The sequence below is a fragment of the Vibrio sp. AK197 genome, from assembly GCF_053903115.1.
In genome coordinates this window covers 1,502,983-1,527,121 of the sequence record NZ_CP096429.1, presented here as the reverse complement: position 1 = coordinate 1,527,121, position 24,139 = coordinate 1,502,983, and the positions used below count along the sequence as shown (strand labels likewise).

23 protein-coding genes and 1 pseudogene are annotated in these 24,139 nt (G+C 46.9%); 9 read left to right on the top strand and 15 right to left on the bottom strand.

Features of this window, described 5'->3' with window-relative positions:
• Nucleotides 1-202 precede the first annotated feature (202 nt).
• From M1D72_RS06945 to M1D72_RS06920, 6 genes are all read left to right on the top strand, one after another.
• On the top strand, nt 203-1,087 hold the full coding sequence (locus M1D72_RS06945) for a carbohydrate ABC transporter permease (RefSeq protein WP_390192466.1): 885 nt from the start codon (nt 203-205) through the stop codon (nt 1,085-1,087).
• A 2-nt stretch (nt 1,088-1,089) separates the two neighbouring features.
• On the top strand, nt 1,090-2,001 hold the full coding sequence (locus tag M1D72_RS06940; RefSeq protein WP_390192463.1) for a carbohydrate ABC transporter permease: 912 nt from the start codon (nt 1,090-1,092) through the stop codon (nt 1,999-2,001).
• A gap of 18 nt (nt 2,002-2,019) precedes the next feature.
• A complete protein-coding gene (locus M1D72_RS06935; RefSeq protein ID WP_456295045.1) occupies nt 2,020-3,156 on the top strand; it encodes an ABC transporter ATP-binding protein in 1,137 nt (378 codons plus the stop codon).
• A gap of 16 nt (nt 3,157-3,172) precedes the next feature.
• A complete protein-coding gene (locus M1D72_RS06930) occupies nt 3,173-4,465 on the top strand; it encodes an ABC transporter substrate-binding protein (RefSeq protein ID WP_390192458.1) in 1,293 nt (430 codons plus the stop codon).
• Between the two features lie 141 nt (nt 4,466-4,606).
• Nucleotides 4,607-6,262 (top strand): pectate lyase, encoded by a 1,656-nt coding sequence (locus tag M1D72_RS06925; RefSeq protein WP_456295044.1) that lies wholly within the window; start codon nt 4,607-4,609, stop codon nt 6,260-6,262.
• A 17-nt stretch (nt 6,263-6,279) separates the two neighbouring features.
• Nucleotides 6,280-7,722, top strand: a complete 1,443-nt coding sequence (locus tag M1D72_RS06920; RefSeq protein ID WP_456295043.1) for an EmmdR/YeeO family multidrug/toxin efflux MATE transporter — start codon at nt 6,280-6,282, stop codon at nt 7,720-7,722.
• Between the two features lie 74 nt (nt 7,723-7,796).
• Here the strand turns inward: M1D72_RS06920 and M1D72_RS06915 are convergent, their stop codons facing one another.
• The 8 genes from M1D72_RS06915 to kduD all read right to left on the bottom strand — a co-directional run bounded on the left by M1D72_RS06915 (nt 7,797) and on the right by kduD (nt 14,009).
• Nucleotides 7,797-8,657: an endo alpha-1,4 polygalactosaminidase gene (locus M1D72_RS06915; RefSeq protein ID WP_456295042.1), complete on the bottom strand. Its 861-nt coding sequence runs from the start codon at nt 8,655-8,657 to the stop codon at nt 7,797-7,799.
• 224 nt (nt 8,658-8,881) lie between these two features.
• On the bottom strand, nt 8,882-9,505 hold the full coding sequence (locus tag M1D72_RS06910) for a bifunctional 4-hydroxy-2-oxoglutarate aldolase/2-dehydro-3-deoxy-phosphogluconate aldolase (RefSeq protein WP_456295041.1): 624 nt from the start codon (nt 9,503-9,505) through the stop codon (nt 8,882-8,884).
• 10 nt (nt 9,506-9,515) lie between these two features.
• Complete coding sequence (kdgK, locus tag M1D72_RS06905; RefSeq protein WP_390192443.1) at nt 9,516-10,445, bottom strand: 2-dehydro-3-deoxygluconokinase; 930 nt, start codon at nt 10,443-10,445, stop codon at nt 9,516-9,518.
• A 140-nt stretch (nt 10,446-10,585) separates the two neighbouring features.
• Nucleotides 10,586-11,521: an alpha/beta hydrolase gene (locus M1D72_RS06900; protein WP_456295040.1), complete on the bottom strand. Its 936-nt coding sequence runs from the start codon at nt 11,519-11,521 to the stop codon at nt 10,586-10,588.
• A gap of 137 nt (nt 11,522-11,658) precedes the next feature.
• Nucleotides 11,659-12,294, bottom strand: coding sequence for an RpiB/LacA/LacB family sugar-phosphate isomerase (locus tag M1D72_RS06895; protein ID WP_390192437.1), 636 nt, complete (start codon nt 12,292-12,294; stop codon nt 11,659-11,661).
• Between the two features lie 51 nt (nt 12,295-12,345).
• Nucleotides 12,346-12,669, bottom strand: a complete 324-nt coding sequence (locus M1D72_RS06890; protein ID WP_456295039.1) for a cupin domain-containing protein — start codon at nt 12,667-12,669, stop codon at nt 12,346-12,348.
• A gap of 13 nt (nt 12,670-12,682) precedes the next feature.
• Nucleotides 12,683-13,204: a YgjV family protein gene (locus M1D72_RS06885; protein ID WP_456295619.1), complete on the bottom strand. Its 522-nt coding sequence runs from the start codon at nt 13,202-13,204 to the stop codon at nt 12,683-12,685.
• 43 nt (nt 13,205-13,247) lie between these two features.
• Nucleotides 13,248-14,009, bottom strand: coding sequence for a 2-dehydro-3-deoxy-D-gluconate 5-dehydrogenase KduD (kduD, locus tag M1D72_RS06880; RefSeq protein WP_390192430.1), 762 nt, complete (start codon nt 14,007-14,009; stop codon nt 13,248-13,250).
• 252 nt (nt 14,010-14,261) lie between these two features.
• Between kduD and kdgR the strand changes: the two genes are divergently transcribed.
• The 3 genes from kdgR to M1D72_RS06865 all read left to right on the top strand — a co-directional run bounded on the left by kdgR (nt 14,262) and on the right by M1D72_RS06865 (nt 17,716).
• Nucleotides 14,262-15,044: a DNA-binding transcriptional regulator KdgR gene (gene kdgR / locus M1D72_RS06875; RefSeq protein ID WP_456295038.1), complete on the top strand. Its 783-nt coding sequence runs from the start codon at nt 14,262-14,264 to the stop codon at nt 15,042-15,044.
• A 91-nt stretch (nt 15,045-15,135) separates the two neighbouring features.
• The gene (locus M1D72_RS06870) at nt 15,136-17,001 is read left to right on the top strand and encodes a DUF294 nucleotidyltransferase-like domain-containing protein (RefSeq protein ID WP_456295037.1); all 1,866 of its coding nucleotides are present in this window, start codon (nt 15,136-15,138) and stop codon (nt 16,999-17,001) included.
• 4 nt (nt 17,002-17,005) lie between these two features.
• Nucleotides 17,006-17,716 (top strand): exonuclease domain-containing protein, encoded by a 711-nt coding sequence (locus M1D72_RS06865; protein WP_456295036.1) that lies wholly within the window; start codon nt 17,006-17,008, stop codon nt 17,714-17,716.
• On the opposite strand, the gene M1D72_RS06860 is transcribed toward M1D72_RS06865, so the two are convergent.
• The 7 genes and pseudogenes from M1D72_RS06860 to M1D72_RS06830 form a co-directional block, all read right to left on the bottom strand.
• Nucleotides 17,713-19,119: an ATP-binding protein gene (locus M1D72_RS06860; protein ID WP_456295035.1), complete on the bottom strand. Its 1,407-nt coding sequence runs from the start codon at nt 19,117-19,119 to the stop codon at nt 17,713-17,715. The genes M1D72_RS06865 and M1D72_RS06860 overlap by 4 nt on opposite strands.
• Nucleotides 19,109-19,765 carry a response regulator gene (locus tag M1D72_RS06855; protein WP_456295034.1) on the bottom strand — a complete coding sequence of 219 codons (657 nt, stop codon included), beginning with the start codon at nt 19,763-19,765 and terminating at the stop codon, nt 19,109-19,111. Before M1D72_RS06855 ends, M1D72_RS06860 begins: the two co-directional genes overlap by 11 nt.
• Nucleotides 19,766-19,768: 3 nt before the next feature.
• Entirely contained in the window at nt 19,769-20,404 is a 636-nt protein-coding gene (locus M1D72_RS06850; protein ID WP_456295033.1) for a tetratricopeptide repeat protein, read from the bottom strand.
• A 10-nt stretch (nt 20,405-20,414) separates the two neighbouring features.
• Entirely contained in the window at nt 20,415-21,278 is an 864-nt protein-coding gene (locus M1D72_RS06845) for an SDR family oxidoreductase (RefSeq protein ID WP_456295618.1), read from the bottom strand.
• A 10-nt stretch (nt 21,279-21,288) separates the two neighbouring features.
• Nucleotides 21,289-21,972, bottom strand: a complete 684-nt coding sequence (locus M1D72_RS06840; RefSeq protein WP_456295617.1) for a TenA family transcriptional regulator — start codon at nt 21,970-21,972, stop codon at nt 21,289-21,291.
• A gap of 546 nt (nt 21,973-22,518) precedes the next feature.
• Nucleotides 22,519-23,448: pseudogene (locus M1D72_RS06835) on the bottom strand (AMP-binding protein); the annotation flags it as partial.
• Nucleotides 23,448-24,065: a thermostable hemolysin gene (locus M1D72_RS06830; protein WP_456295032.1), complete on the bottom strand. Its 618-nt coding sequence runs from the start codon at nt 24,063-24,065 to the stop codon at nt 23,448-23,450. The gene M1D72_RS06830 and the pseudogene M1D72_RS06835, both read right to left, overlap by 1 nt.
• Between the last annotated feature and the right edge of the window lie 74 nt (nt 24,066-24,139).

Here is a 24,139-nt window from a genome sequence, read left to right as displayed (position 1 = left end):
TTATTTTAAAATTTCAAATTGAAACTGCATTTCACATTTTTTATGTTTTTATTGATAAAAAAATATTCAAGATCACATTTATGCAATTATCAGCTGGAGCGATTTATTTAAACGAGTTTAATAAAAGGGCAAGTCGGGCAGGGGGGTTCCTTGGGATTGTTTCTAACCTACCGACAAGAATCTAAATATAGAGGACGAGAAAATGTATGAAAATCGTAAGCTTGGATTAGCTTATCTAACACCATTCATCATCGGGATGATCGTGTTTACAGCTTTTCCATTCGTATCGTCATTCTTAATGAGCTTTACCGATTACGATCTGATGACTTCGCCAGAATTCGTCGGCATCGAAAACTATCGGTACATGCTTGCTGAGGATGATATTTTTTGGAAGTCAATGAGCGTTACATTCTTGTACGTTTTCTTGACCATTCCAGTCAAACTGGCGTTTGCTCTGTTTATCGCCTTTATCCTTAACTTTAAGTTAAAGGGTATTGGGTTCTTCAGAACGGCCTACTATATCCCTTCTATTCTCGGTAGTAGTATCGCTATCGCAGTATTGTGGCGTGCTTTGTTCGCGATTGATGGGGTATTAAACGGCGCGCTTGGTTTTATCGGTATCGATCCGATCAACTGGTTAGGTGAGCCATCTTTTGCGCTCTTCTCTATTACGCTTCTACGTGCGTGGCAGTTTGGTTCAGCGATGGTTATCTTCCTAGCTGCGCTACAAAATGTGCCTCAATCACAATACGAAGCGGCCATGATCGATGGCGCAAGTAAATGGCAAATGTTCATGAAAGTGACGGTGCCACTGATTACGCCAGTTATCTTCTTTAACTTCATCATGCAAACAACGCAGGCGTTCCAAGAATTTACTGCCCCTTACGTCATTACGGGTGGCGGTCCGATGAAATCAACCTATCTGATTTCACTCTACATCTATGAAACGGCGTTTAAATTCTTCGATATGGGTTATGCAAGTACTCTAGCATGGGCACTGTTCATCGTGGTTGCCATCTTTACATCGATCACGTTCCGTTCCTCGAAGTACTGGGTGTTCTACTCAGGTGATAAGGGAGGCAAATAATCATGTCTAGTACTATGACAGCTCACAACAAAAGTACGGCAGCAAACGAGAGCAATCTTGAAAACGAACGCACCTTGCGTCGTGAAAAAATCAACGCATTTATTCGTTATACCGTGCTTATTATCGTCGGCAGCTTGATGCTCTATCCATTGATTTGGATGTTCTCAGCGGCGATGAAACCCAACCACGAGATCTTCTCTTCACTGAGTTTGATCCCAAGTGAATGGAGTTTAGAAGGCTTTATTAACGGTTGGAAAACCGGTACTGAATTTACCTTTGGTCACTACATCTACAATACCTTTGCTTATGTATTGCCAAAAGTTATCTTGACGGTTATTTCGTCAACCATCGTTGCGTACGGTTTTGCTCGCTTCGATATTCCGTGGAAACCATTTTGGTTTGCTCTATTGATTGCAACCATTCTACTTCCACAATCTGTATTGCTTATTCCGCAATACCTAATGTTCCGTGAAATGGGAATGCTAGATAGCTACTTACCACTGTACTTACCGATGGCATTTGCGACACAAGGGTTCTTCGTGTTCATGCTGATTCAGTTCCTACGTGGTGTCCCAACAGACATGGAAGAGGCAGCAATGATTGATGGCTGTAACTCATTCCAAGTTCTATGGCATGTAGTGGTTCCAGTGATTCGTCCTGCGATTATTTCGGTTGCTCTGTTCCAGTTCATGTGGTCAGTCAACGACTTCCTAGGCCCTCTAATCTATGTGTCTAGTGTAGAGAAATATCCAATCGCTCTCGCTCTGAAAATGTCTATCGACGTTACAGAGGGTGCGAAGTGGAACGAAATCCTAGCAATGGCTTCTATTGCCATCATCCCTTCAATCATCGTGTTCTTTATGTCACAGAAATACTTTGTTGAAGGCGTTACCAGCAGCGGTATTAAAGGTTAATTTTTTGGAGTAAGTAAAATGGCTGAAGTTAAATTCAATAAGCTAGAGAAAATCTATTCAAACGGTTTCAAAGCGGTACACGGTATCGACCTCACTATCCAAGACGGTGAATTCTTGGTGATTGTTGGCCCATCGGGCTGTGCAAAATCGACCACGTTACGCATGTTAGCTGGTCTGGAAAACATCTCTGGTGGTGAAATCACCATCGGTGGCAAAGTGGTGAATAACCTGGCGCCAAAAGATCGCGGTATTGCCATGGTGTTCCAAAACTACGCCTTGTACCCACATATGACTGTTGCGCAAAACTTGGCGTTTGGTCTGAAACTGCAAAAGCTACCAAAAACGGAAATCGATCAACGCGTAAACGAAGCTGCGAAAATCCTAGAGATTGAAGAGCTTCTTGACCGTCTACCTCGTCAGTTGTCGGGTGGTCAGGCGCAGCGTGTTGCCGTAGGCCGTGCGATTGTTAAGAAACCAGAAGTGTTCTTGTTCGATGAGCCTTTGTCGAACTTGGATGCCAAGCTACGTGCTTCGATGCGTGTCCGTATTTCCGACTTGCACCGTCACCTTAAAGAAGAAAACAGCCCTGCAACAGCGGTTTATGTCACTCACGACCAAACCGAAGCCATGACCATGGGTGACCGTATCTGTGTGATGAAGCTGGGCGAAATCATGCAGGTGGATACGCCAGATAACCTCTACGACAACCCGGTTAATATGTTCGTCGCTGGCTTTATCGGTGCACCTGAAATGAACATGATTGATGCGCAAGTGAGCGAGCGAGATGACGGCATGTACGTCACTATTGGTGGTCAAGAGCTGCGTCTGTCTGAAGATAAAGCCGCGAACGTTCGCCAAAACAGCTTTACCAAAGCCGTATTTGGTATTCGTCCTGACAACATCACCTTATCGCTTTCTGATGACCCTGCGGCACAAACGATTGTCGGCGATGTCATCCGTATGGAGAACATGGGACACGAAGTGTTTGTTTACTTCGGTGTCGGTGACAAAGAGTTTACTGCGCGTGTGCCAATTGATGACGTTCGCCAAAAACTCAACATGAAATTGCAAAAGGATGTGAAGTTTGTTGTTGAAATGAGCAAAGCGCACATCTTCGATAAAGAAACTGAGAAAAATATTTCTCTAAAACTATAAATCTGGAGACTGATCCATGAATAAAAAGGTACTGACTACAATTATCTCTGCCGCCATTGCCGCTACTTCTATGACTTCTATGTCAGCATTTGCTGACACAGAACTCCGTATGTCTTGGTGGGGAGGTAACTCTCGTCACCAAGCGACGTTGAATGCGCTTGAGAAATTCCAAGAGAAATATCCGGATATTAAAGTAAAAGCTGAATATACCGGTTGGGATGGCCACTTATCACGTTTGACCACGCAGGTTGCAGGTAATACTGAACCTGATGTGATGCAAACCAACTGGAACTGGTTACCGATTTTCTCTCGTGACGGCATGGGTTTCTACGACATGAGTCAACAGGCGGACGCGCTGAATATCAGCAATTTCCCTGATAACGCCATCGGCATGACAACAGTAAACGGTAAAATTAACGGTCTTCCAGTCAGTATGACGTCGCGCGTGTTCTACTACAACAAGGACATGTGGGAGAAAGCAGGGGTTGCATACCCAACCAACTGGAAAGATTTGATGGCTGCGGGTAAAGCGTTTGAGAAAAACCTCGGCGCAGACCACTACCCATTAGTTATTGAAGCGCGTGACGTGTTTGCGATGAACCGTTCATTCATGCTTCAAACCATGGGTAAAGACATCATTAACCATGACACGAACATGCTGAACTACGATCAAGCAGAGATGGAAAAATTCTTCCAACTGTATGCAGATCAAGTGGCATCACACGTATTCCCATCAACCAAAGAATTTGCTTCTTACGGTAAAGGTAACCTTTACGAGATGCGTCCTTGGATCGACGGTCGCTTCGGTGGCTTGTACATGTGGGATACTGCGATTGCTAAATACACAGCCAACCTAGATCCATCTATGTCTCTAGAGCTTGGTCCATACCCAATGGCGCCAGGTGCGACAGATTCAGGTCTATTGGCTCGTCCTTCAATGATGTTCTCTATCGGTCGTAATACAGACCATCCAGAAGAAGCAGCGAAACTGGTTAACTTCCTACTCAACGATCCTGATGGTATCCATGCGCTTGGTCTTGCTCGTGGTATTCCAATGAGTAAAGAAGGCTTGGAAGTACTGAAAGAATCTGGCGAAGTGGATCCAAACAGCTTGTCTTTCCAAGGTTACGAGCAAGCGAAAGAGCTTCCTAAAGTGATTGCCCCAACAACTTACACGGATAACGCACAGTTGATGGAGCTATTTAGCGAAAACATGCAAAAACTGGATTACGGTGAAACAGACGTATCAGGTGCAGCGAAAGACTTCCTACGCCGTGGTAACCGTATCCTTAAACGCATTGCGAAATAATTCATTTCGTTAGTGTTAACAAAGCACCCCTCGCGGGGTGCTTTACGCGTTTATGGTGAACAGCAAATCACGCTCAGTTTATGAGGTTATTTGCTGTTGATCATACGTTCGACTCCCCCTATCTGTTATTGGAGAATTATTATGTCTGCAACGCGAACGTCCCTACTTCCGACTATGACTGCGTTTTATCAGCGTGCGATTGAACTGGGTCAGTCGTCCTCTAGCCCGATGCTGGCAGATGGTATTGATGCCCAAACATTAACTCCCATTGAGTGGACTTATCCCGATGGTAAGCAAGTGCCGATGAGCAACTTTGCTAGCCAACAGAACTTGATGCGTGGCCTTGTTGCGTTATCCATGATTACTGGTGACAACGACTATTTTCATCAAGCTCAAAGTACCACTGCCTATGTGTTAGATAATTTTGCTGACCATAACAGCGGGTTACTGCAATGGGGCGGTCACCGCTTTATTCACCTTGAAACCGGCAGTATTGAAGGGCCGGCAAGTAAAGAGTGCGTACATGAGTTAAAACACCACTTCCCATTTTATGATTTGCTTCATCAAATGCGCCCAGAGGTAACAGAAAAATATTTGAAAGGCTTTTGGGCGGCGCACGTAAAAGATTGGCAGAAACTCGATTTAAGTCGCCATGGTGAATATGGGGAAACCTTTCCAGAAGCGTTATTTCAACATTACACGCCGACACCGGTCGTTGACCCTGCGAAGTGGCCTAATTTGCCTGAAACGGTTGGCTTAACGTTTGTGAACGCTTCGACCGATCTTATTTATGCGGCGTGTCACTATTACCGTTACACAGGGGATGAAGACGCGCTAAAATGGGCTAAGCACCTGTATCATCAGTTTGTGTTAGCAAGACACCCGAAAACTGGCATGCCGGTGTACCAGTTTTCTTCGCCGCTGCAGCGCGAACCGATTCCAGAGGATGATCGCCTGACTTATTCTTGGTTTGGTGACCGAGCGAAACGTCAATTTGGTCCTGAGTTTGGTGATGTCGCGCGTGAAGCGAACGTGCTATTTCGTGACTGCTGGCCAGTGGTGGTGGACAACCCTCTGGCGATGTTGGAATGCGTGAAAAAATTGGATGACCCAGAGTGGCTTGGTTGGGTTGTCGATGGCATCAAAGCATACTTCACGCACGCTTGGGATGAAGAGACCAACCAAACGATTCCAATGTGGAATAGCGGTGAAGACATGACGGGCTATCGCTTTAAGCGTGATGGCTACTACGGTGACAAAGGAACCACCCTTGCCAGACAACCAGCGAATCCGGCCTATCTATTGACCTTAATTCGCGCTTCAATGGTGAGTGAGGATTTAGAGCTTCACCAACTGACTGCGCGCATGTTTAAACGTTTTGGCCTTGGCGAACTCGATCCGGCAACCTTAGCGCCGCTCTCGGTGGCCTCTGATACGGAGTTGCGCTCTGCTTATTTGGTGTTTGCACTGCTTGAACTTCACGCTCAGTATGGAAATGACGCCTTACTGGCTTTAGCGGATCGTGTCGGTGCGAACCTCATGGCTGACCATTACGATACGCAAAGTGGGCTATTTGTCACCACGATGGAAAACAAAAAGTCACGACTTGATGATCCTGTACCGTATGCGCTGCTGGCGATTGAAGCTGCTTATGCTGGCGTTTACGATCAAATACCTGTCGCATTATCAACGGGCGGTTATTTACATGGAGAGCAATTGATCAATGGAGAGATCAAAACCGTTTATGATCGCGATGTTATCTATCGCCAACCTCACGTAGAGATGGCGATGTCTTAAATTGCGAGGTAACCAAGGTGGGGAAACTTTCTGTTCCTGACCAACCCGGCGATGACGTCGCCAAGCCTAAACCAAGGCTACGTTATCGCCATCGAGTATTATTAAAACGCCAAGTGTGGCCATTTGCATGGCCGATTTTGGTGGAATTATCTTGTGTGGTACTGATGGGAATTATCAGTACCGTTCTCGTCAGCCGCCTAGGAGCCCAACAAACTGCGGCAGTTGGGATCACCGATGGTGTTACCTGGATCATCATTTCTGTACTCACCGCCACCGCCCTTGGTGGTTCTGTGGTTATTGCTCAAGCGTTTGGTAAAATTGATCGTAAAAAGGCACTTGATAGCGCTGGGCAAGTGATGAAACTGGCGCTCGCGGTGGCGCTGATCTCATTTTTGATCGTTCAACTTTTCGCGCATTTCATTTTGACGGTGATCGCGTACGGCGCGGAGCCGGAAGTGGTCGAGATGAGTGAGATGTACCTTAAGCTGGTGGCGTGCAGTTATCCGGCACTTGCCATTACCTTAGCGGGGAGTGGTGTGCTACGCGCGGTGGGGAATTCAAGGTTGCCAGCGCTGAGCAATATTTTAATGAATGTGCTTAATATTGTATTCAGCTATCCACTGATTTATGGCACGGCGGATTTTGGTGGCAGTTGGCAGGGGCTCGGGCTGTTTGGCTCTGGGTTAGGGGTTGCTTTAGCACGTTGGGCTGGCGCGGTGATGATTGTGTTTTGCTTAGTGCGTAATTCCACCTTGTCAGTGGGCCGTGCTCAATATTTCAGCCGTTTTGACCGTGAAACATTGATGGATATTTTGAGTGTTGGTATTCCCGCCAGTGTCGAATCACTGATGTTTAATCTGGGGAAACTGATTACGCAAATTATGGTTGCGGGGATGGGGACTGTAGCCATGGCCGGGAATGTTGTGACCTTTTCAATCGTACTCATGCTCAATATCCCCGGAAATACTCTGGCCATGACCTCGACGATTTTAATTGGTAAACGCTTAGGCCAAGATAAGCCCAAAGCGGCTTATCAGGAGATGCGCTTGATCTTCTGGGCTGCAACACTACTGTTGATGATTCTTTCTGTGGCGTTTGTGATTGGCGCTGAGCCTCTAGCTCGCTTGTATACCAAGGATGATGCGGTTATTGAGGTCGTGAAAAACCTGATTTATCTCAATGCGATAATGATTCCGGTCTGGGCTGCGTCGTTTGTGCTGCCTGCGGCATTTAAAGGCGCCAAAGATGCGCAGTTTACGATGTGGATAGCGATCGCCAGTATGTGGGGTTGCCGTGTTGTGCTTGGTTACTTTCTCGGGATCACGCTGGATATGAATGTGTATGGTATTTGGCTTGGCATGTTTGCTGACTGGTGGATTCGCGGCGCGATCTTCTTCTATCGTATGATTCACCTGCGATGGTTAGATGTTTATTTTCGCAAAAAGTCGGCAGGGAAGTAACGGTAACGTCTGGTGACGCGGGTCAATCAAAACGCCGGGATGATTATCACCGGCGTTTTTGCCTTGGTTAACGGTCAGTCTGATTCGTTTAAGCAACTGTAGCGAAAGCGGTCATCAAGATCTAATGGCAAGATTAACGTACTGAATTTGCGCTGATTAGCATCGTCACATAATGCATTGCGTGAGCTTGTACTGTCGACGTAGGTGGATTCATATTCGGCGTTAAACACCGCTTTATCGGCCGCGATAAAAGGCGCTAGATAGCCACATTCATTGTATTCAAAGCACTGTTCGTTGACGGCGAAATCAAAATAATCTACTAAATCGGTGATTTGGTCCAAATCATTTTTTAGCCCAACGGACAAACCAAGTTGATGTGCCGTATTGGCAATGTAACGGTTAAACATTAGCTGATCGTGGTAGCTGAGATTAAACCCTGAGTTATTGGTATAACCATCGACGTTATCTGGTTCAACACCATCACAGCCTTTACGCTGTGCCAGTTCAAGGCGGGCATGCATGATCTCTCGAACCGACTCGGCGCTGATGTCTAACCAGCGTTCATCTTCCCAGCCATCGAGGGTGTCGCCCAATACGCTGTCTGCAAAAGATGTTGCATCTTCACGCCAATCCTCAAAAGAACCGGCTGAGAAGTAACAAATTACTTTGTGACCATCGGCTTGTAGCGCTTTGATATCACTGGTACTGGTATCAAAAAGATCAATGTCGTAGACCGCGACCTCATAGCTTGAATTAATGGTGTCTTTGAGTTGCCACTGCCATGTCGTTTGACTAGCGGGTTGATACCAATTACCGCCCGTGATCGGCGTTAATATTTCAAACTGGCTTGCTGAACCTTGGCTATCGCTTCCACAGCCCATAAGCAGTAAAAGACTGAGCAGACTGGCGATGAATGTGAACTTATGTGTATGCATAAGTGGATATGGAATGGTTAATGGTAGAGCTGTTCAGTGTTATCGACTCTCAATGAGAAAGCAATGGTTTAAGGGCCACCAAGCGTTAAGATTGGAAGCGGAGTGCAATAACGTAAGATGTTGAGTAAGCTTGCGAACAACGAAGGCAAAAAAAAGCGCCTGATCGGGTCAGACGCTGGCAAAATAAAGCCATCAAAATAGGACTTTAATAATCAAGTCAGGGGTTACTTGATAATATTGGCGACTTCGCGAACAAGGGCTGCTAATTCATCCCATTTTTCGCCGTCAATTAGGTCATTTGGCACCATCCAAGTACCGCCACAAGCGAGTACGGCAGGGATGCTCAGGTAATCTTTTACGTTTTTCGGGTTAACACCACCGGTAGGCATAAAGCTTACTGGATAAACCGCGGTGAGTGCTTTCAGCATACCAACGCCACCAGAGGGTTCCGCTGGGAAGAACTTCAAGGTTTTTAAACCCATTTCCATAGCTTGTTCAACCAAGCTTGGGCTGTTGACGCCAGGGACGATGGTAACGTTACGCTGCTGGCAGTATTTGACGGTTGTTGGGTTGAAGCCTGGGCTAACAATGAAGTCAACGCCAGCATCAATGGCTGCATCTACCTGCGCTGCACTAAGAACCGTTCCTGCGCCAATCAGCATTTCAGGATACGCTTCGCGCATATTGGCGATAGCTTGCGCTGCATCGTCTGTACGGAAAGTCACTTCTGCGCAAGGCAGGCCATTTTCGATCAGTACTTGTGCCAGTTTGACCGCTTTGCCTGCGTCTTTAATGGCGATAACGGGTACCACTTTAATTTCTTGTAGCTGTTGCTCTAGAGTTTTCATTGTTGTCTCCTTAAATGCTTGGCATCACGTCGCTCGGAATGATTGCGCCGCGATGTTTAATAACGGTACCGGCAACACTATGACCTGCTGCAGCTGATTGTGCAGGGCTGCCACCCAAAATACGTTTTGCAAGGTAACCTGCACTGAACGAGTCGCCTGCTGCTGTGGTATCGACAATGTCGGTCACAGGTGTTGGGGCCACTTCGACGCGCTGATCATTTTCAATCACAATGCACGCATCGCCACCTCGTTTAATCACAATCTCTGAAACGCCGAACTGATGAGTACGAGCGATGCATTGTTCAACATCGGTGTCGCCCCACAACATCTCTTCATCGTCGTAAGTAAGAAAGGCCATGTCAGTGATCGCCAGCACTTGTTGATACCAATGCTGAGCTTGTTCAGCACTTTGCCAAAGCGCCGGGCGATAGTTGTTGTCAAAGGCGATTTTAACCCCATCTTGGCGGCATAAAGTAAGACACTCGATCAGTTTTTCACGGCAATCATCGGGTAGAATCGCTAGGCTAATCCCGCTTAAATAGACGAGGCCGTGTTGCGATAATTTCTTAGCCACATCGACAGGGTTGGTATCACGCAGCCAGTATTTCGCTGCGGAGTCATTACGCCAGTAGAAGAAGCTACGCTCTCCATCGTCTGCCGTTTCAATGGCATAAATACCAGGCAGTTTGTCGGTTGAGAGATAAACCATATCGGTATTGATAGCTTCAGATTGCCATGCACTGAGCATATCGGCACTGAATGGATCGTGTCCTAAACCAGTCACATAAGAGGTGGTGACACCTTGTGCTTTGGTTAAGCGTGATAGATAAATCGCGGTATTGAGCGTGTCACCGCCAAAACCTTGCTCAACTTGTCCGTTGACCTTTTTAAGCTCAACCATGCATTCGCCAATGATGGCCACTTGACCGATAGGGTTCATAAAACCTCCTGAAAATAACTGTCGCTATTATCCTCCCGACAAAACTTCAAATCAATAAAAATAAAACGATGGTTTAAAGTTTGTGATTCTGATCTGTATGTTATTACGCAAGTGATTGAGCATGACTTGAATGAGCGACTTTATTTTTGGTCAGTGACGTCTGATAAATCAAACTGTTGGCACATCCACTGATGGAATAATTGCGGCCATTGACGCGCGGGGAGATCGGCGACTTTACGAATGCCAAACCCATGCCCACCTTGTTCGAATAAATGCATTTCGACTGGAATACGGTGTTGGATTAAAGCACGCCACATCAAGATGCTGTTTTCCGCATTCACCACATCGTCATCACTGGCGTGCATGAGGAAGCAGCTTGGCATCTCGGCGTGAACATTGCGCTCGATTGAATAGGTCTTGAGTTGTTCGTCACTCGGCGCTGCCCCCATCAACTGGGTGAAAGACCCTTTGTGTGTTTCATCCTGCTCCATGGTGATCACTGGGTACATGAGCGCCGCGAAGTCAGGGCGAGGGTCGTAGAGGTCGATATCATCGCTGGGCGTCGCAATCGCGGTGTTATAGCGGGTTGCGAGCTGGCCTGCTAAGTGACCACCAGCTGAAAACCCCATAACACCAACGTGTATTAGCTGCCACTGCTTGGCATGATGTCTTACCCAGCGAATCGCTCGCTGCGCATCCGCCAGAGAGGTTTCTGCGCCATACTCATGACCTTCACCCGGCATGCGGTAAGTGCTCACAAACACCGTATAGCCTTTTGAGGCAAGTAACGTCGCAACCTCACACCCTTCGTTATCCATCGCTATGCGTTGGTAACCGCCGCCGGGGAAAATAACCACGCCAATACCGTTACTGACCTGCGGGTGATAAACCATACACTCTGGGTTGTGGACGCCGCACACAATGCGATCGTGATAGTGTTGGGTATTGGGGCTACGCTCGGTCAAGGTCGGGGCGATGTTCCCTTCAGGTTGCGGAGTGGACCACAAAGGGTATACCGGACAAGGCTGTTCAAATTGAGTCAGAGAACGTAGTGCGATAGGAGTTAGATTTGTCATGGTTATTATCTCAACGCATTAAAATGAAAACAGTGGCTTTTGATTATGCGCCTTACAATATAAAAAAAGCCAGCCTGATTAGGGCTGGCAAAAGATTCACTTATTCCCGATAAGATAATCTAAGATGAGCAACAAACTTATTTCAGTAGGCTGTTAACGTATTCAGCGATTTCTGGAACTTGGCAGTTTGCGAAGAAACACTCTTGGAAACGAGCGCCGCCAACAGCGGTTTTAACCAGTTCTTGATCGATTGAACGTAGGCCTTCAATAACGTCTTTAGATACCGCTGCTTTCACGTCGTTTAGGATAGCTGCGTTGGCTTGTTGAGGCGCTGCGCGTTCAATTGGATAACCTTCGCCACGAGCACCTGTAAATGCTTTTTCGAAGATGTAACGAACGTTCAGTTCACCCGCCCAGCCAAAGCCTTTTGCAAACGCAAGAGCGATAGCGTTACCGTTGTTGATTTGGTTGAATAGGAAAGCATCAGATGGCTCTAGGCAGTAACCACAAACAACACCAGGGTGCATGTTGCTTGACATAAGAGCGCCTTGACCAGTACCACAGCCAGTCACGACGAAATCAACTGCTTTAGAGTTAAGTAGGATGCTCGCCATGATGCCTAGATGGATGTAAGTGAGGTGGTGGTCGTTTTCATCACTCATACCGACGTTAAATACATCGTGACCAAGACCACCAGCAACGTTGTTGAGTTCAGCAGCAACCATTGCGTTTTTGCCAGCTTGGCTGTTTTCCATCATTAAAGCGATTTTCATAATTTGTTCTCCTGCGGCCTTACCGCGTGATATTCAGATAATTCGGGTGGTTTATTCAACGAAGTCTTTACGCATTGGTGTGAAGTTGTCTAGCAATACACCTTTCTCTAGGCACACACAGCCGTGCATAACGTTTGGCTCTTTGTAGAGCGCATCGCCCGCTTTGACGATTTTCTTTTCGTCACCAATGGTGAACTCAAACTCACCAGATAAAACGTAGGTTAGTTGTTCGTGTGGATGGTTGTGCATTGCGCCAATTGCGCCTTTTTCGAAATGCACTTCTACCGACATGATATTGTCACTGTATGCCATGATTTTTCGTGACACGCCATCGCCGAGATCTTCTAGTTTCACGTCTTGATTAAAAACAAACATGATGTCCCCTTGTTTACATTGCTTGGGTTGGACATGTGCTTTTCTTTTTGTCTTTTAGGAGACGATAAATCGTCATGCAATTTACGCTGAGTAACGTCATTTCCAACATAGTTCCGCCGATAGAGCCGACAATAATGTTGTTAATCAGCCAGCAAATTGCGCCAATCAGAAAGGCCACACGCATAGCAATACCTTGCAGCATAAATACCGCATAGGTGCCGATTACTGTGCCAAAAATTGGCCACATATCCCACCAGTTATCCGCCAATTTCAGCCCTAGGCCCAAACCTAAGACGATAAACAAACCGGCGACGTACTTTGAGGAAGTATAAATTGAGCTTCCAGTACGAAACGCCGACAACGCCGCGCTCAGCGCAGACGTCATCGAACCAAGTAAAAAATAATGCAGCAGGTGATTGAGATTAAAAATCAACATAATGATTTTTAACTTGCGGTCGTCCTTCTGGTAGAAGGTCGATACACCTAAACCAAAGCTAACAAAGCCTAAGGCCTGCGCGATAAACGTGATGTCTATATCCACTTCGGTTATGCCTGCATTTGTTGGTTAAAACCTAGGATTAGCGTGCTAACCAACCGCCGTCAACCGCGATGGTGTAACCACTGATGTAGTCAGACGCTGGAGACGCTAGGAACACACATGGACCCGCTAGGTCAGATGGTAGACCCCAACGACCTGCTGGAATACGGTCTAGGATTTCTTTGCTACGCTCTTCGTCTGCACGAAGTGCCGCAGTGTTGTTGGTTGCCATGTAACCAGGGGCGATCGCGTTAACGTTGATGTTGTGAGATGCCCATTCGTTTGCCATTAGACGAGTCACACCCATTACACCGCTCTTAGATGCTGTGTAAGAAGGTACGCGGATACCGCCTTGGAAAGAAAGCATTGACGCAACGTTGATGATTTTACCGCCAGTACCTTGAGACATGAATTGCTTAGCAACGGCTTGAGACATAAAGAACACAGACTTGATGTTGATGTTCATAACATCATCCCAATCTTGCTCTGAGAATTCGATTGCGTCGTTACGACGGATGATACCTGCATTGTTAACTAGGATATCAACTTTACCTAGCTCGCTAACGGCGCGGTCAACAATTGAAGGGATATCATCTAATTTCATTAGGTTAGCGCGAACGTCAACGAATTTACGGCCAGTTTCTGCCATTTTTTCGATGGTTTCAGTTGGCTCAACAATGTTAACACCAACAATGTCACAACCTGCTGCAGCAAGGCCCAATGCCATGCCTTGACCTAAACCAGTGTCACAACCAGTGACGATTGCAACTTTGCCTTCTAGGTTGAATGAATCAAGAATCATATCTATTTCCTCAGTGGTATCTAGCGTAGTGAATCAGGAGTCGTCTGATCACCTGTTGAAACCCACATTACATAAAAAGAAATTTGGTTGCAATTTTTTTTGAAACGCCTTTTCATAAAAGATGATGAAGATCTGAGTTTTCACGCAAACTGTGCTTGGTTCTAAAATTTTGAAATGCCTTTTTTAAATAACTGGCTCTGTGACTTTGGTTCGCTATAATGAGCAAAAATAATTAAAGAAGGTTGATACTTAATGCAGAAATCGACGCAACCAGAGGCCGTCTCATCGGTACTTAAAGTGTTTAATATTCTTCAGGCACTGGGCGAACAAAAAGAAATTGGGGTGTCTGAATTATCCCAGCGCTTAATGATGTCTAAAGCAACGACGTACCGTTTTCTTCAAACAATGAAGACGCTTGGTTACGTTTCTCAAGAAGGGGAAGCGGATAAATACTCCCTGACTTTGCGCTTATTTGAGCTCGGTTCTAAATCGCTAGAGTATGTGGATCTTATCTCTATTGCTGATAAAGAAATGCGCTATATATCAGAAAAAACCAATGAGGCATTGCACTTAGGTGCACTTGATGAAAATGCCTTTATCTATATTCACAAAATTGATTCGGGTTATAACTTGCGCATGCAATCGCGTATTGGCCGTCGTAATCCGCTGTACAGTACTGGTATTGGTAAAGTGCTGCTTTCGGGGCGTGATGAAGCGTTTACTCGTGAAGCTTTGAAAGATGTAGAGTTCATCAAACACACTGATAAGACTCTAGAAAATGTCGATCAATTACTGGCTGAACTTGAGCATGTACGTGAAGTCCATTATGCCGAAGATAACGAAGAGCAAGAGCCTGGCCTACGTTGTATTGCAGCCCCTGTGTATGACCGTTTTGGTAATATTATCGCTGGCTTGTCGATCTCTTTTCCGACCATTCGTTTCGATCAAAAACGCATGTCTTACTATGTTGGCTTACTGCAAACCGCATGTAAGAACATTTCAAAAGAGCTTGGTTATCACAACTATCCGGCATAAAAACTGGCTTAATAAGAAGCAGCCTGCGTGGCTGCTTTTTTTTGCATTATGATGTTAAGTAAAACGTCGTTTTAATATTATTGAGGTTCTTATGGGTACGTCGGTTACTCCCAACATCTACGATTTTCTTATTCGCTTAGACCCGTTTGATAAGTTGCCAAACGAGATTGTGCGCCATTTATCAAACACAGTGAAAGTGAAATATCTTACTGAGGGTGAGGAAATTGAGTTCAGCTCCAGCTGTGAACAGCGGTATCTTTATATCATTCGCACTGGCGCGATTGAGCAGCGCATGCCCACTGGCGCACTGCGTGCCCGTTTAGGTGAAGAAGACCAATTTGGCTTTACTTTTCTCGAGCCGTTGACCAACGCCGAAAATGGATACCGAGCGGTATCGATTGAGGATTCGTTACTTTATCTAATTCCTCACCAAGAGCTTATTCAAGTTTGTGATAGCCATCCTGAGTTTGCCGATTATTTCGCGGCGCAAGCGCAAGTGCGTTTGAGCTCGGCGATAAAACACGTGGCGACCAAAGAAGAAAAAGGGCTGTTTTTTCGCACTGTGGGCGAGATTGCCAGTGAAAATATCGCCATCGTTGACCTAGAGATGTCGATTCGCGAAGTGGCGTATGCGATGTGCAATGACCAGCGTAGTTCGTGTGCGGTGGTTAAGCGCGGGGAAGAAATTGTTGGGTTGATCACCGACCGCGATATGACGCGTGGTGTTGCGGCCGGAATGGATACTTCGCTCTCGGTTTCGCAAGTGATGACGCCAAACCCTGTATTGATACAGGCAGAGGATAAGGTCATTCAGGCGGTGTCTTTAATGCTGCAATACAATATTCGTTGTTTACCCGTGCTAAAAGGCAGCGATGTCGTCGGACTGATTACCACTACACACTTGGTCCACGGCCACCGCACGCAATCGCTATTTTTGATTGAAAAAATTCGCTATGCCGGGTCGGTGAACGCATTAGCCAATTTGCGAGATGAGCGTGAGGCTATTTTCCAAGCTTTGGTTGAAAGTGGCGTGAGCGCGGAAATTCAAGGTAAAGTGATGTCGATGATCATGGATGCTTTCACGCGTCGTTTGATTCAACTGTCACAAGAGGTTCTAGGCCCTGCACCTTGTGAGTTTGTATGGATGGTTGCGGGCTCACATGCGCGTAATGAAGTGCATATGCTATCGGATCAAGACAACGCGATCGTGCTTAGCGATGATGTGACCGAAGATCACCGTCTCTACTTCACGCATTTGGCGATGCGGGTGTGCAATGGGCTAGCGGCCTGTGGTTACCCGCTGTGCGATGGAAAATACATGGCCGCATCACCAAAGTGGTGTCAGCCGATTTCACGTTGGAAAGAATATTATCAAAAATGGGTCTCCAGTCCGGAGTACAATAAGCTGCTGAGTATTAGTGTGTTTCTTGAAGTGCGTGCGATTTATGGCAACGCTGATTTTGTCGACCAAATTCAGCAGCATCTGCACCATTGTATTCAAGACAGCGCGAACTTTTTGCCAGCGTTGGTGAAGGATGCCATCGACACGCAACCTCCGCTAGGGATCTTCAACAACTTGGTGTTGGAGAAGGGCGGTGAAAACAGTAATACCCTTAATATCAAAAAGTATGCGCTCAATTTGATCATCGATTTAGCGCGTATTTTTAGTCTCTCGGCGGGCGGTTCATTGACCGGTACCGAAGAGCGCTTTCGCTACGCCGCAGAGCACGGCAGTATGTCTCAAGACAGCTGCGATAACATTATTGGCGCTTATCGCTTTATTACTCAAGTGCGTTTTCGCCACCAATTGGATGCGATTAAGCAAGGTTTAGAGCCCAATAATCATATTAAACCAGACAGTTTTAGTAGCTTTGAACGCAAGCATTTAAAGGATGCGTTTAAAATCATCAGTGAAATGCAGGACGTAGCCAAATTACGTTTCTTAAAAGGGAATTAATCGGATGTTTGAGAGGTTGTTTAAGCGCTGGGATAAAAAGTTATCCCCCGAAGCGATTCGGCAAAAAACGCTGTTGGAGCCGGATTGGGATGGCGGCTTCAAACAATACTTCTCAACTCCTTTACCTAATATTCACGCCTCGCTCAAAGAGGTCGAGTTGATCGCGCTCGATTTTGAAACGACAGGCGTGGATGTGGATGAAGATAAAATTCTCTCCATTGGCTTAGTTCCGCTAACCGTCAATGATATTGATGTCGGCCAGACCCAAGAAATTTTGGTCAACAACGGCCAGTTTGTGAAAGCGGCAAGCGCAGAAGTTAATGAGCTGACCCCAAAATTGCTGGCGGATGGCGTCGATATTCGCCAAGCCATGTCCCAGCTGTTTTCCTGTTTAGCCGGTAAAGTTATCTTGGTTCACGGCGCGAGTATTGAACGAGCTTTCATCGAACGTTATGCCGAGGAGTGTTACCGCTGCGATGCGTTTCCTGCCTTTTTTTTAGATACGCTGCAACTAGAAAAGCGTTTTAGCTACCAGGGGCGCACTGGCGCTCACCCCAGCTATCAATTGAATGACTTGCGTACCTATTATGGGTTACCTAATTATCACTCACATTCGGCGGCGAGTGATGCGCTCGCGTGTGCAGAGCTGTTTACGGTGCAATATAAGAAGCTGCTCAGTACCACCAAACTCGAACTCAAAGACTTGGCGGTTTAAGGCGCGAAAAAACGCACTTCAAAAATATTGCGTTGGTTTGTCCTTGGTAACAGTGTAACTTGCCCGTTGTGAAGCAGGGCAATATCACGCACGATCGACATGCCAAGCCCGGCGCCATCCCCTTGCTCGGTATTAGCGCGGTAAAAGTTATCAAACAACTTAGCTCGAGTTTCTGCGCTGAGGTCTGGGCCATTATCCGCAACGTGTACCTTTAAGCCTTGGTCATCAGTATCGATGGTGACTTTGATCTCACAGCCTTCCCCAGCGTAGCGTATTGCGTTATCCAGTAAATTTTTAAACAAGACTTCGAGCAACATCTCGTCGCCCATGAGTGTGCCGCTTCCCCCCACAAATTCCAGCGCTTGATGTTGCTTTAAAGCGAAGGGAGCTAACATCGCCATTAAGCGTTTGATTAATATATCGAGTTCGATTTGTTTGCTCTCAATGTGCGAAGTGCTCTCAACTTTCGCTAGAGTTAACAGTTGATGAATTAGCCGGTCAGTACGGTCGATGCCTTTGAGAATATTGTTGAGGTCGTTATCCAACTGCTGGCGGTTTTGGCTGCCCAGTGCGTTTTCTGCATTGAGCCTGAGTACAGTCAGCGGCGTTTTTAATTCATGCGCTGCCATGCGCGTAAAGCGCTTTTCGCGCTGCCATGCCTGAGACAGTTGCTCTAACATGTTGTTTAGCGAATCAACCAGCGGAGACAATTCTTGAGTCTCATTGGCGACAACAATTTTATCAAGACGATGGGCACTGCGCTGGGCAATCGCCACACGTAACTCAGAGATAGGCTGAAAGTTTTTCCCGATCAGCAGCGTAATCATAAAAGCCAAACAGGGAATCAAAATGATTTGCGGCAGGGCGGTAGATAAGGCGATTTCATCAATAATTTCATCACGTATGCTTTGCTTTTCAGCAACGATAATGTGGGTGCCGTGTTGGTCATTGAGTGGCAATTGGAATGAGCGCCATAAGCGCTGTTGATTGTGAAAATACCCAAAACCTTGGCTGTCGACTTGGTGCTCAACTTCACCCATTGTATTGTCAGAGCTCCACAGCAGTTCACCTTGTTGGTAGAACTGAAAAACGATGTTTTGTTCATAAGGGTGGCCATACTGAGTTGGCCCGTCATCGTCATCTGGTGCTAGCCGGCGAATGTCTTGCATCCAACGTTCAAACGTCTGTTGATAAGAGGTTTGGTCTGATTGAGTACTGAGCAAGCTGTAGTTGAGTAACAGCAACTTGGCCGACTGCCCTAGCCGTGCGTCATACACTTCTTTGATTTCATGGCGCGCCGATGCAAAGCTGAAAAAGAGGGTGATCACAATCAACAGGGTAGAGAGCAACACCACAGAAAGGGTTAAGCGGCGTTTTATCGAAAAAGGGCGTTTACTTTTCAATGATATATCCTATACCGCGAATGTTTTTGATAAGGTCGCCAGAGACTTTTTTACGCAAGTTGTGGATATGAACTTCAATCGCGTTATCACTGGCGGTCTCGTCCCAGCCATGCACAGATTGCTGGAGTTGTTCTTTGCTCATGACGCGTCCAGCATTGGTCATCAAGTTGGCTAAAATCTTAAACTCGTTCTTGGTGAGTTTGAGTCGCTCCCCATCGAGTTTGACCGACTGCTCGGATAAACACAAACACAGTCCACCTAGCTGAATTTGCTCTTGAGCGCTGCCAGATTGGCGACGAATTAATACGCGAAGCCGTGCCAGTAGTTCTTCTAAGGCAAAAGGTTTACCCAAGTAATCATCGGCGCCGCCATCTAATCCTTTGACTCGGTCATTGATGTCATCGCGAGCAGTTAAAATCAGTACGGGCTGGGTAAAATGGGCATCCCTTAAGCGCTTCAAGACTTCAAGCCCATCCATATCGGGTAAAGTAAGATCAAGAATGATGGCTGTGAACATTTCCATACGCAGCGCTTCGACCACACCGCTGCCACGTTCTAGCCAATCGACAGTGAACCCGTGACGACTGAGCGATGTCATCATGGATTCGCCCAGTAATTTATCGTCTTCGATGAGTAATAGACGCATTGGTTATTGTAACTCCTTTAACTTCGCCGCGATTTCTTGTTGTCGTCCTTGGTCTGCGAGCGGACGTTCGGCTCGAGGTGGGGCTTTCTGGGCTCGGGTTAAGTATTGAATCGCTTCTTTGTCCCGCCCATCCTCAGCGAGGAAGTCACCATAAAAATAGTTGGGGTCGATACCGTTTGGATTAATGGCTAAGGCCTTTTTAAGCATATGCTCGGCTTTGTCGTCATCGCCAAAACCCACTGGCCATCCCGGTACCTTATAGTATAGCGAACCTAAACTCGTGTACGCGGAGCCATCGAGCGTTTCTGGCGCTAGCTCAATAACTTGCTCTAAAAGCTCTTTGGCTTCTTCGACTAAAGAGAGTGCCGCAATACCACCTTGGGCGCCGGCTAAGGAGCTTTTATTGATGGCCAGCCACAACTTAAGAGCAGCGCGTGTCGGCGCCGAATTCAAAGCTTGTTGATTGCGTTTGATTAGCTGCTCAAAACAGTAAATTTGCTGTTTTTCTTGCGAGCGCTGGTATTGGCATTGTGCCCATTTTTTCTGAATGGTGACCAAAGGATCAGCGCTCGCATGTGCCGCGTTGGTGAACAATGCGCTGCTGAGTAGTGCGATGAAAGGAATCCATAGACGAGTCATGTGCGCCTCCTTATAAGTGTTTTTCGGCAGAAGTGAATGAAGCATTGGGCTCAACGTCGTGATGATGGCTTAACGGTGTTTCGGTCAGGCAATCATGAATAACGCTTTGGTGTCTGTGAATGGCGTTTGAGACTAAGCTTGGGAACCACTGGTTGATTTGAACCAACAGTTTTTCTGGCCAACCCAGCCAGCGTGTGGCCTGCTCTTGTTGCAGCATCTCGACAAGTTGCTGAGCGACCACCTGAGGCGAATCACTGTGATTGCCCAGTTTTTTATTCATGGCTTGCACTGCAGCGCTATTAAGGTCGGTGTCAGTGGCTCGCGGCGCGAGATAAAGCACGTTGATCCCAGCCCCATCAAGCTCTCGGTTTAAGGCTTCGCTAAAACGATGCAGGCCTGCCTTCGCGGCGCAGTAACTGGTATAGCCAGGGTAACCAATGGCACCAAATGTTGAACCGACATTAAGGATCAATCCTGGGCGTTCCAGCCATTGCATAGCCATTTGGCTGAGCAAAATCGGTGTGAGCAAATTGAGGTTAAGCTCAGTTTCCAAAGTGTCATGACTTCGTTGAGATAAAAATTGGAACTGATTACTGCCTGCATTATTAATTATGACAGAGAGGCGTTTCCCTTGTTGCTGCCAATGTTCAACCTGTTGATTCAACGCACATCTTCCTGCGCGGGTGGTCAAATCCGCACTCAGCGTAGTGTGAACATCAGGGTTGGATAGACGAGCAATGAGCGCTTCAAGTTTTTGCTGATTGCGTGCAACAAGCAGCAACCTCGCCCCTTGCTCTGCGAGCAATTGAGCGGCTTGTTGTCCAATACCACCAGTGGCACCAGTGAGCAAAATTCGTTTATTGTTCAGTTCCATCATCGACTCCTTATGCGGCTAATTCGCGAGAGTTTTCGGTTAGGCCATAAAGCATTTGTCCATACAGTGAGAACACCATATTGGCGGAATCGATGATCGCCTGTTGATCGCTTGGATTGGTGATTTGATTCATCAATGTTTCGAAAAACTGAATGTGGTCGGCATCTAATACACTGTGTGAAGTAAGGTAACTCATGGCGTCATTCCCCAAACCAAGGTGGGTTTGAATTAGCTCAGCCATGGCGCCGCCAACACCGACACTGGTTCCTTCCAATACCCAAACCATGCCAAACAGAGCCAGCGGATTGCCCCGGTCTATTTGGTGATAGAGATAGGCCACCATCAATTCAATCTCTGGGCTAACGCGGCCTTCTAAACGGTTATCACGTACATGTTGTGCATCGGCACCGCAGGCGGTTAAATCATTAAGAATCCATTCGTGGTGACCTTGCTCTTCTGAAATGTATTCGCCGATCGCGGCACGTAACCACTCATCATTCATCGACAGTTTTCCTCCACATGCCATTAGCAGAGGAACCGTATGTTTCACGTGATGAAACGCCTGAGTAAGAAAGTCACAGTACATGGCACGGCTAACTTTACCTTGCTGACAAGCTTGAAATATCGGAGCTTGCAACATGTGCTGCTGCGCGGTTTGGGTTTGCTGCTTTAATGTCTCAAAAAATGGTGTCATGTGGATTTCCTCTCTGTTTTGCTCCAATGCGTTCAATGTTTTCACTGTGACAAACGCTGGTGGTGTTAGTACCCATTGTTCAAATTGGTGGCGAATAGGGCGTCCATTGGTGGTGTAGAGGTTGGGTAACTGAGCGATTTTCGCGCTGTAGATCACACGATTAATGCGTGCGTAATCTGGCAGTGTTTGATTTAGCTTGGCGATAGGCGACGTCATATCTTTATCGCTGCAGATCACCGCGGTTAAGCAAGATTGCGCGTCACCAACCACCACAATGGGTGTGCCAAGTAGCCATTTTTGTGCGGTGGTTTCAATCCATTCTGGTGAAATGTTGCGCCCAAAACTGGTGATGATTTGATTCTTTTTCCGTCCCCAAAGGGTGACAAACCCGTGCTCATCGATATCGGCTAAATCGCCTGTCGGATACCACTCGTCATGAAACGGTTGGTCGATGTAGCCAAGGGCGGTATTCCCTTTGACCCAGACTTCGTTATCGCTTGCAATGTGCAGTTCTAGGTGGGGTAGCACTTTGCCGCAACTGCCGGGTTTGAATTGAGTGGGGGTGTTAAGGCATACCACGGATGCACATTCAGATAAGCCGTAACCTTCATATACGGGAATACCAAGCTGGTGAGCATGTTCGATCCACTGTGCTGCGACGCTCGCGCCGCCAACAGCAACAAAACGCAGTGATGTGACTAATGCCGGGTTGTGCTCAGCGATCTTAACCAAAGCCATTAACAGCGCTGGCGTTAAAACCAAGCTGTGTGGTGCAACCTGATGCAGCATGCTTGCAAACATGGTTGGGTCAAATTGGCTTGATCCAATGAGACCGACCTGCGCCCCTTGATAAATATAACTGGTGACCCCGAGGGTAATTGGCACGTATATGCCGGTGATATTTTCCAGCAGGGTCGACAGCGGGAGCAAAACCAAATGTTTTTCTATCTCTGTCGCGAGGCTAGCGGCTAAACTCTGAGTGACGGTATTAAGCTGTGCTCGACTAAGGCAAACACCTTTTGGTGTTCCTGTGGAGCCAGATGTAAAAGTCACCTTGCAGGTGCCGTTTAAGCAAGCGGCTTGGCGGGGATTGGGATAAGCAACGCAGGCAAAACCACCCAGCGAGTCGCGACTTGGCTCACCGTATTCAGGCCAGTCGCCAATTAACCAATCCACCCCTGCGCAGTCAAGAGCATGAGTGACTTGTTGCTGTGAGAAAAACGTCGGAATTGGCAGTAAGTTGATATCACTGGCGAGCGCCGCGAGATCAAGTACCGCCCAGTCGACACTATTTTCCGCGCGCAGCGCAATGCAGTGAGGATTAAGCTGTTTTAATTGCTTAGCCGTATTTTGAACCCGTTGCCACAGCTGTGCATAGCTTAAGCTAAGCTCACTGCCTTGTGCATCGTGACCAACCAGTGCTGGCCTCTCGGGGCGCAGCTTGGCCCAATCACTAAGCTTAGAGAGTATCGTCATTAGCGTTCTCCTACTGCGTGGCTGCGGCTCGATGCTAAGCGTGCATTAAGATGGGCTAATCCAGACACCAAATGGCCAGCGACGATTCGTGGCTGATGTTGATAGTAATTACCCCAAATTGAAGTCGCATCGAGAATGCGGTTTGGGTCGGCGTCTGCAATCGTCACCAAGGAAAGACCAAAACGTTTCATCATGGCATACAGCGGGTCGGTGGCCGTAAAGATGCACCATTGGTAGTTACGTGCCACTAAGGCTTGAGCGACCAAGAAAAAGTGCACAAGTGACAAGCCCTTATTGAAAGAAGCAAGCTGGCCAAATTCGACCAATTGCTCACGTTTAACTGCGGTTGAAAACTGCTGGCTGACAATGACGTCTGCAGGTATGTCAAGATACTGCTCAAGAAACAATTCACCGCTCTGTGCGCCGCGAAAGCCACACAGTGATACAAATTCTTGCTCTTTCATTAATGCCATAAACGCTGGCATGTAATCATTTAGCTGAGCATCAAACGCTTTGGCGTAACGTTCATGAATGTAGTGCTTGGCTTGGTTCCATTGGCAGTGATTAGTATCAATAATGTCAAGATAAAGACCATCAACTGAGAATAAGTTTTCCATTGGACTCTCCTTTACTGGATTAAGGAGAGGTTATCCAAACTAACTTAAGGAATACTTAAGAAAGGCATCTTGTG

Excerpts from the sequence above, each read along its gene's own strand:
- M1D72_RS06945 (WP_390192466.1), top strand. The coding sequence starts at position 203 with ATGTATGAAAATCGTAAGCTTGGATTAGCTTATCTAACACCATTCATC.
- M1D72_RS06940 (WP_390192463.1), top strand. The coding sequence starts at position 1,090 with ATGTCTAGTACTATGACAGCTCACAACAAAAGTACGGCAGCAAACGAG.
- M1D72_RS06935 (WP_456295045.1), top strand. The coding sequence starts at position 2,020 with ATGGCTGAAGTTAAATTCAATAAGCTAGAGAAAATCTATTCAAACGGT.
- M1D72_RS06930 (WP_390192458.1), top strand. The coding sequence starts at position 3,173 with ATGAATAAAAAGGTACTGACTACAATTATCTCTGCCGCCATTGCCGCT.
- M1D72_RS06925 (WP_456295044.1), top strand. The coding sequence starts at position 4,607 with ATGTCTGCAACGCGAACGTCCCTACTTCCGACTATGACTGCGTTTTAT.
- M1D72_RS06915 (WP_456295042.1), bottom strand. The coding sequence starts at position 8,657 with ATGCATACACATAAGTTCACATTCATCGCCAGTCTGCTCAGTCTTTTA.
- M1D72_RS06910 (WP_456295041.1), bottom strand. The coding sequence starts at position 9,505 with ATGAAAACTCTAGAGCAACAGCTACAAGAAATTAAAGTGGTACCCGTT.
- kdgK (WP_390192443.1), bottom strand. The coding sequence starts at position 10,445 with ATGAACCCTATCGGTCAAGTGGCCATCATTGGCGAATGCATGGTTGAG.
- M1D72_RS06900 (WP_456295040.1), bottom strand. The coding sequence starts at position 11,521 with ATGACAAATCTAACTCCTATCGCACTACGTTCTCTGACTCAATTTGAA.
- M1D72_RS06895 (WP_390192437.1), bottom strand. The coding sequence starts at position 12,294 with ATGAAAATCGCTTTAATGATGGAAAACAGCCAAGCTGGCAAAAACGCA.
- M1D72_RS06890 (WP_456295039.1), bottom strand. The coding sequence starts at position 12,669 with ATGTTTGTTTTTAATCAAGACGTGAAACTAGAAGATCTCGGCGATGGC.
- kduD (WP_390192430.1), bottom strand. The coding sequence starts at position 14,009 with ATGATTCTTGATTCATTCAACCTAGAAGGCAAAGTTGCAATCGTCACT.
- kdgR (WP_456295038.1), top strand. The coding sequence starts at position 14,262 with ATGCAGAAATCGACGCAACCAGAGGCCGTCTCATCGGTACTTAAAGTG.
- M1D72_RS06870 (WP_456295037.1), top strand. The coding sequence starts at position 15,136 with ATGGGTACGTCGGTTACTCCCAACATCTACGATTTTCTTATTCGCTTA.
- M1D72_RS06865 (WP_456295036.1), top strand. The coding sequence starts at position 17,006 with ATGTTTGAGAGGTTGTTTAAGCGCTGGGATAAAAAGTTATCCCCCGAA.
- M1D72_RS06855 (WP_456295034.1), bottom strand. The coding sequence starts at position 19,765 with ATGCGTCTATTACTCATCGAAGACGATAAATTACTGGGCGAATCCATG.
- M1D72_RS06850 (WP_456295033.1), bottom strand. The coding sequence starts at position 20,404 with ATGACTCGTCTATGGATTCCTTTCATCGCACTACTCAGCAGCGCATTG.
- M1D72_RS06845 (WP_456295618.1), bottom strand. The coding sequence starts at position 21,278 with ATGGAACTGAACAATAAACGAATTTTGCTCACTGGTGCCACTGGTGGT.
- M1D72_RS06840 (WP_456295617.1), bottom strand. The coding sequence starts at position 21,972 with ATGACACCATTTTTTGAGACATTAAAGCAGCAAACCCAAACCGCGCAG.
- M1D72_RS06830 (WP_456295032.1), bottom strand. The coding sequence starts at position 24,065 with ATGGAAAACTTATTCTCAGTTGATGGTCTTTATCTTGACATTATTGAT.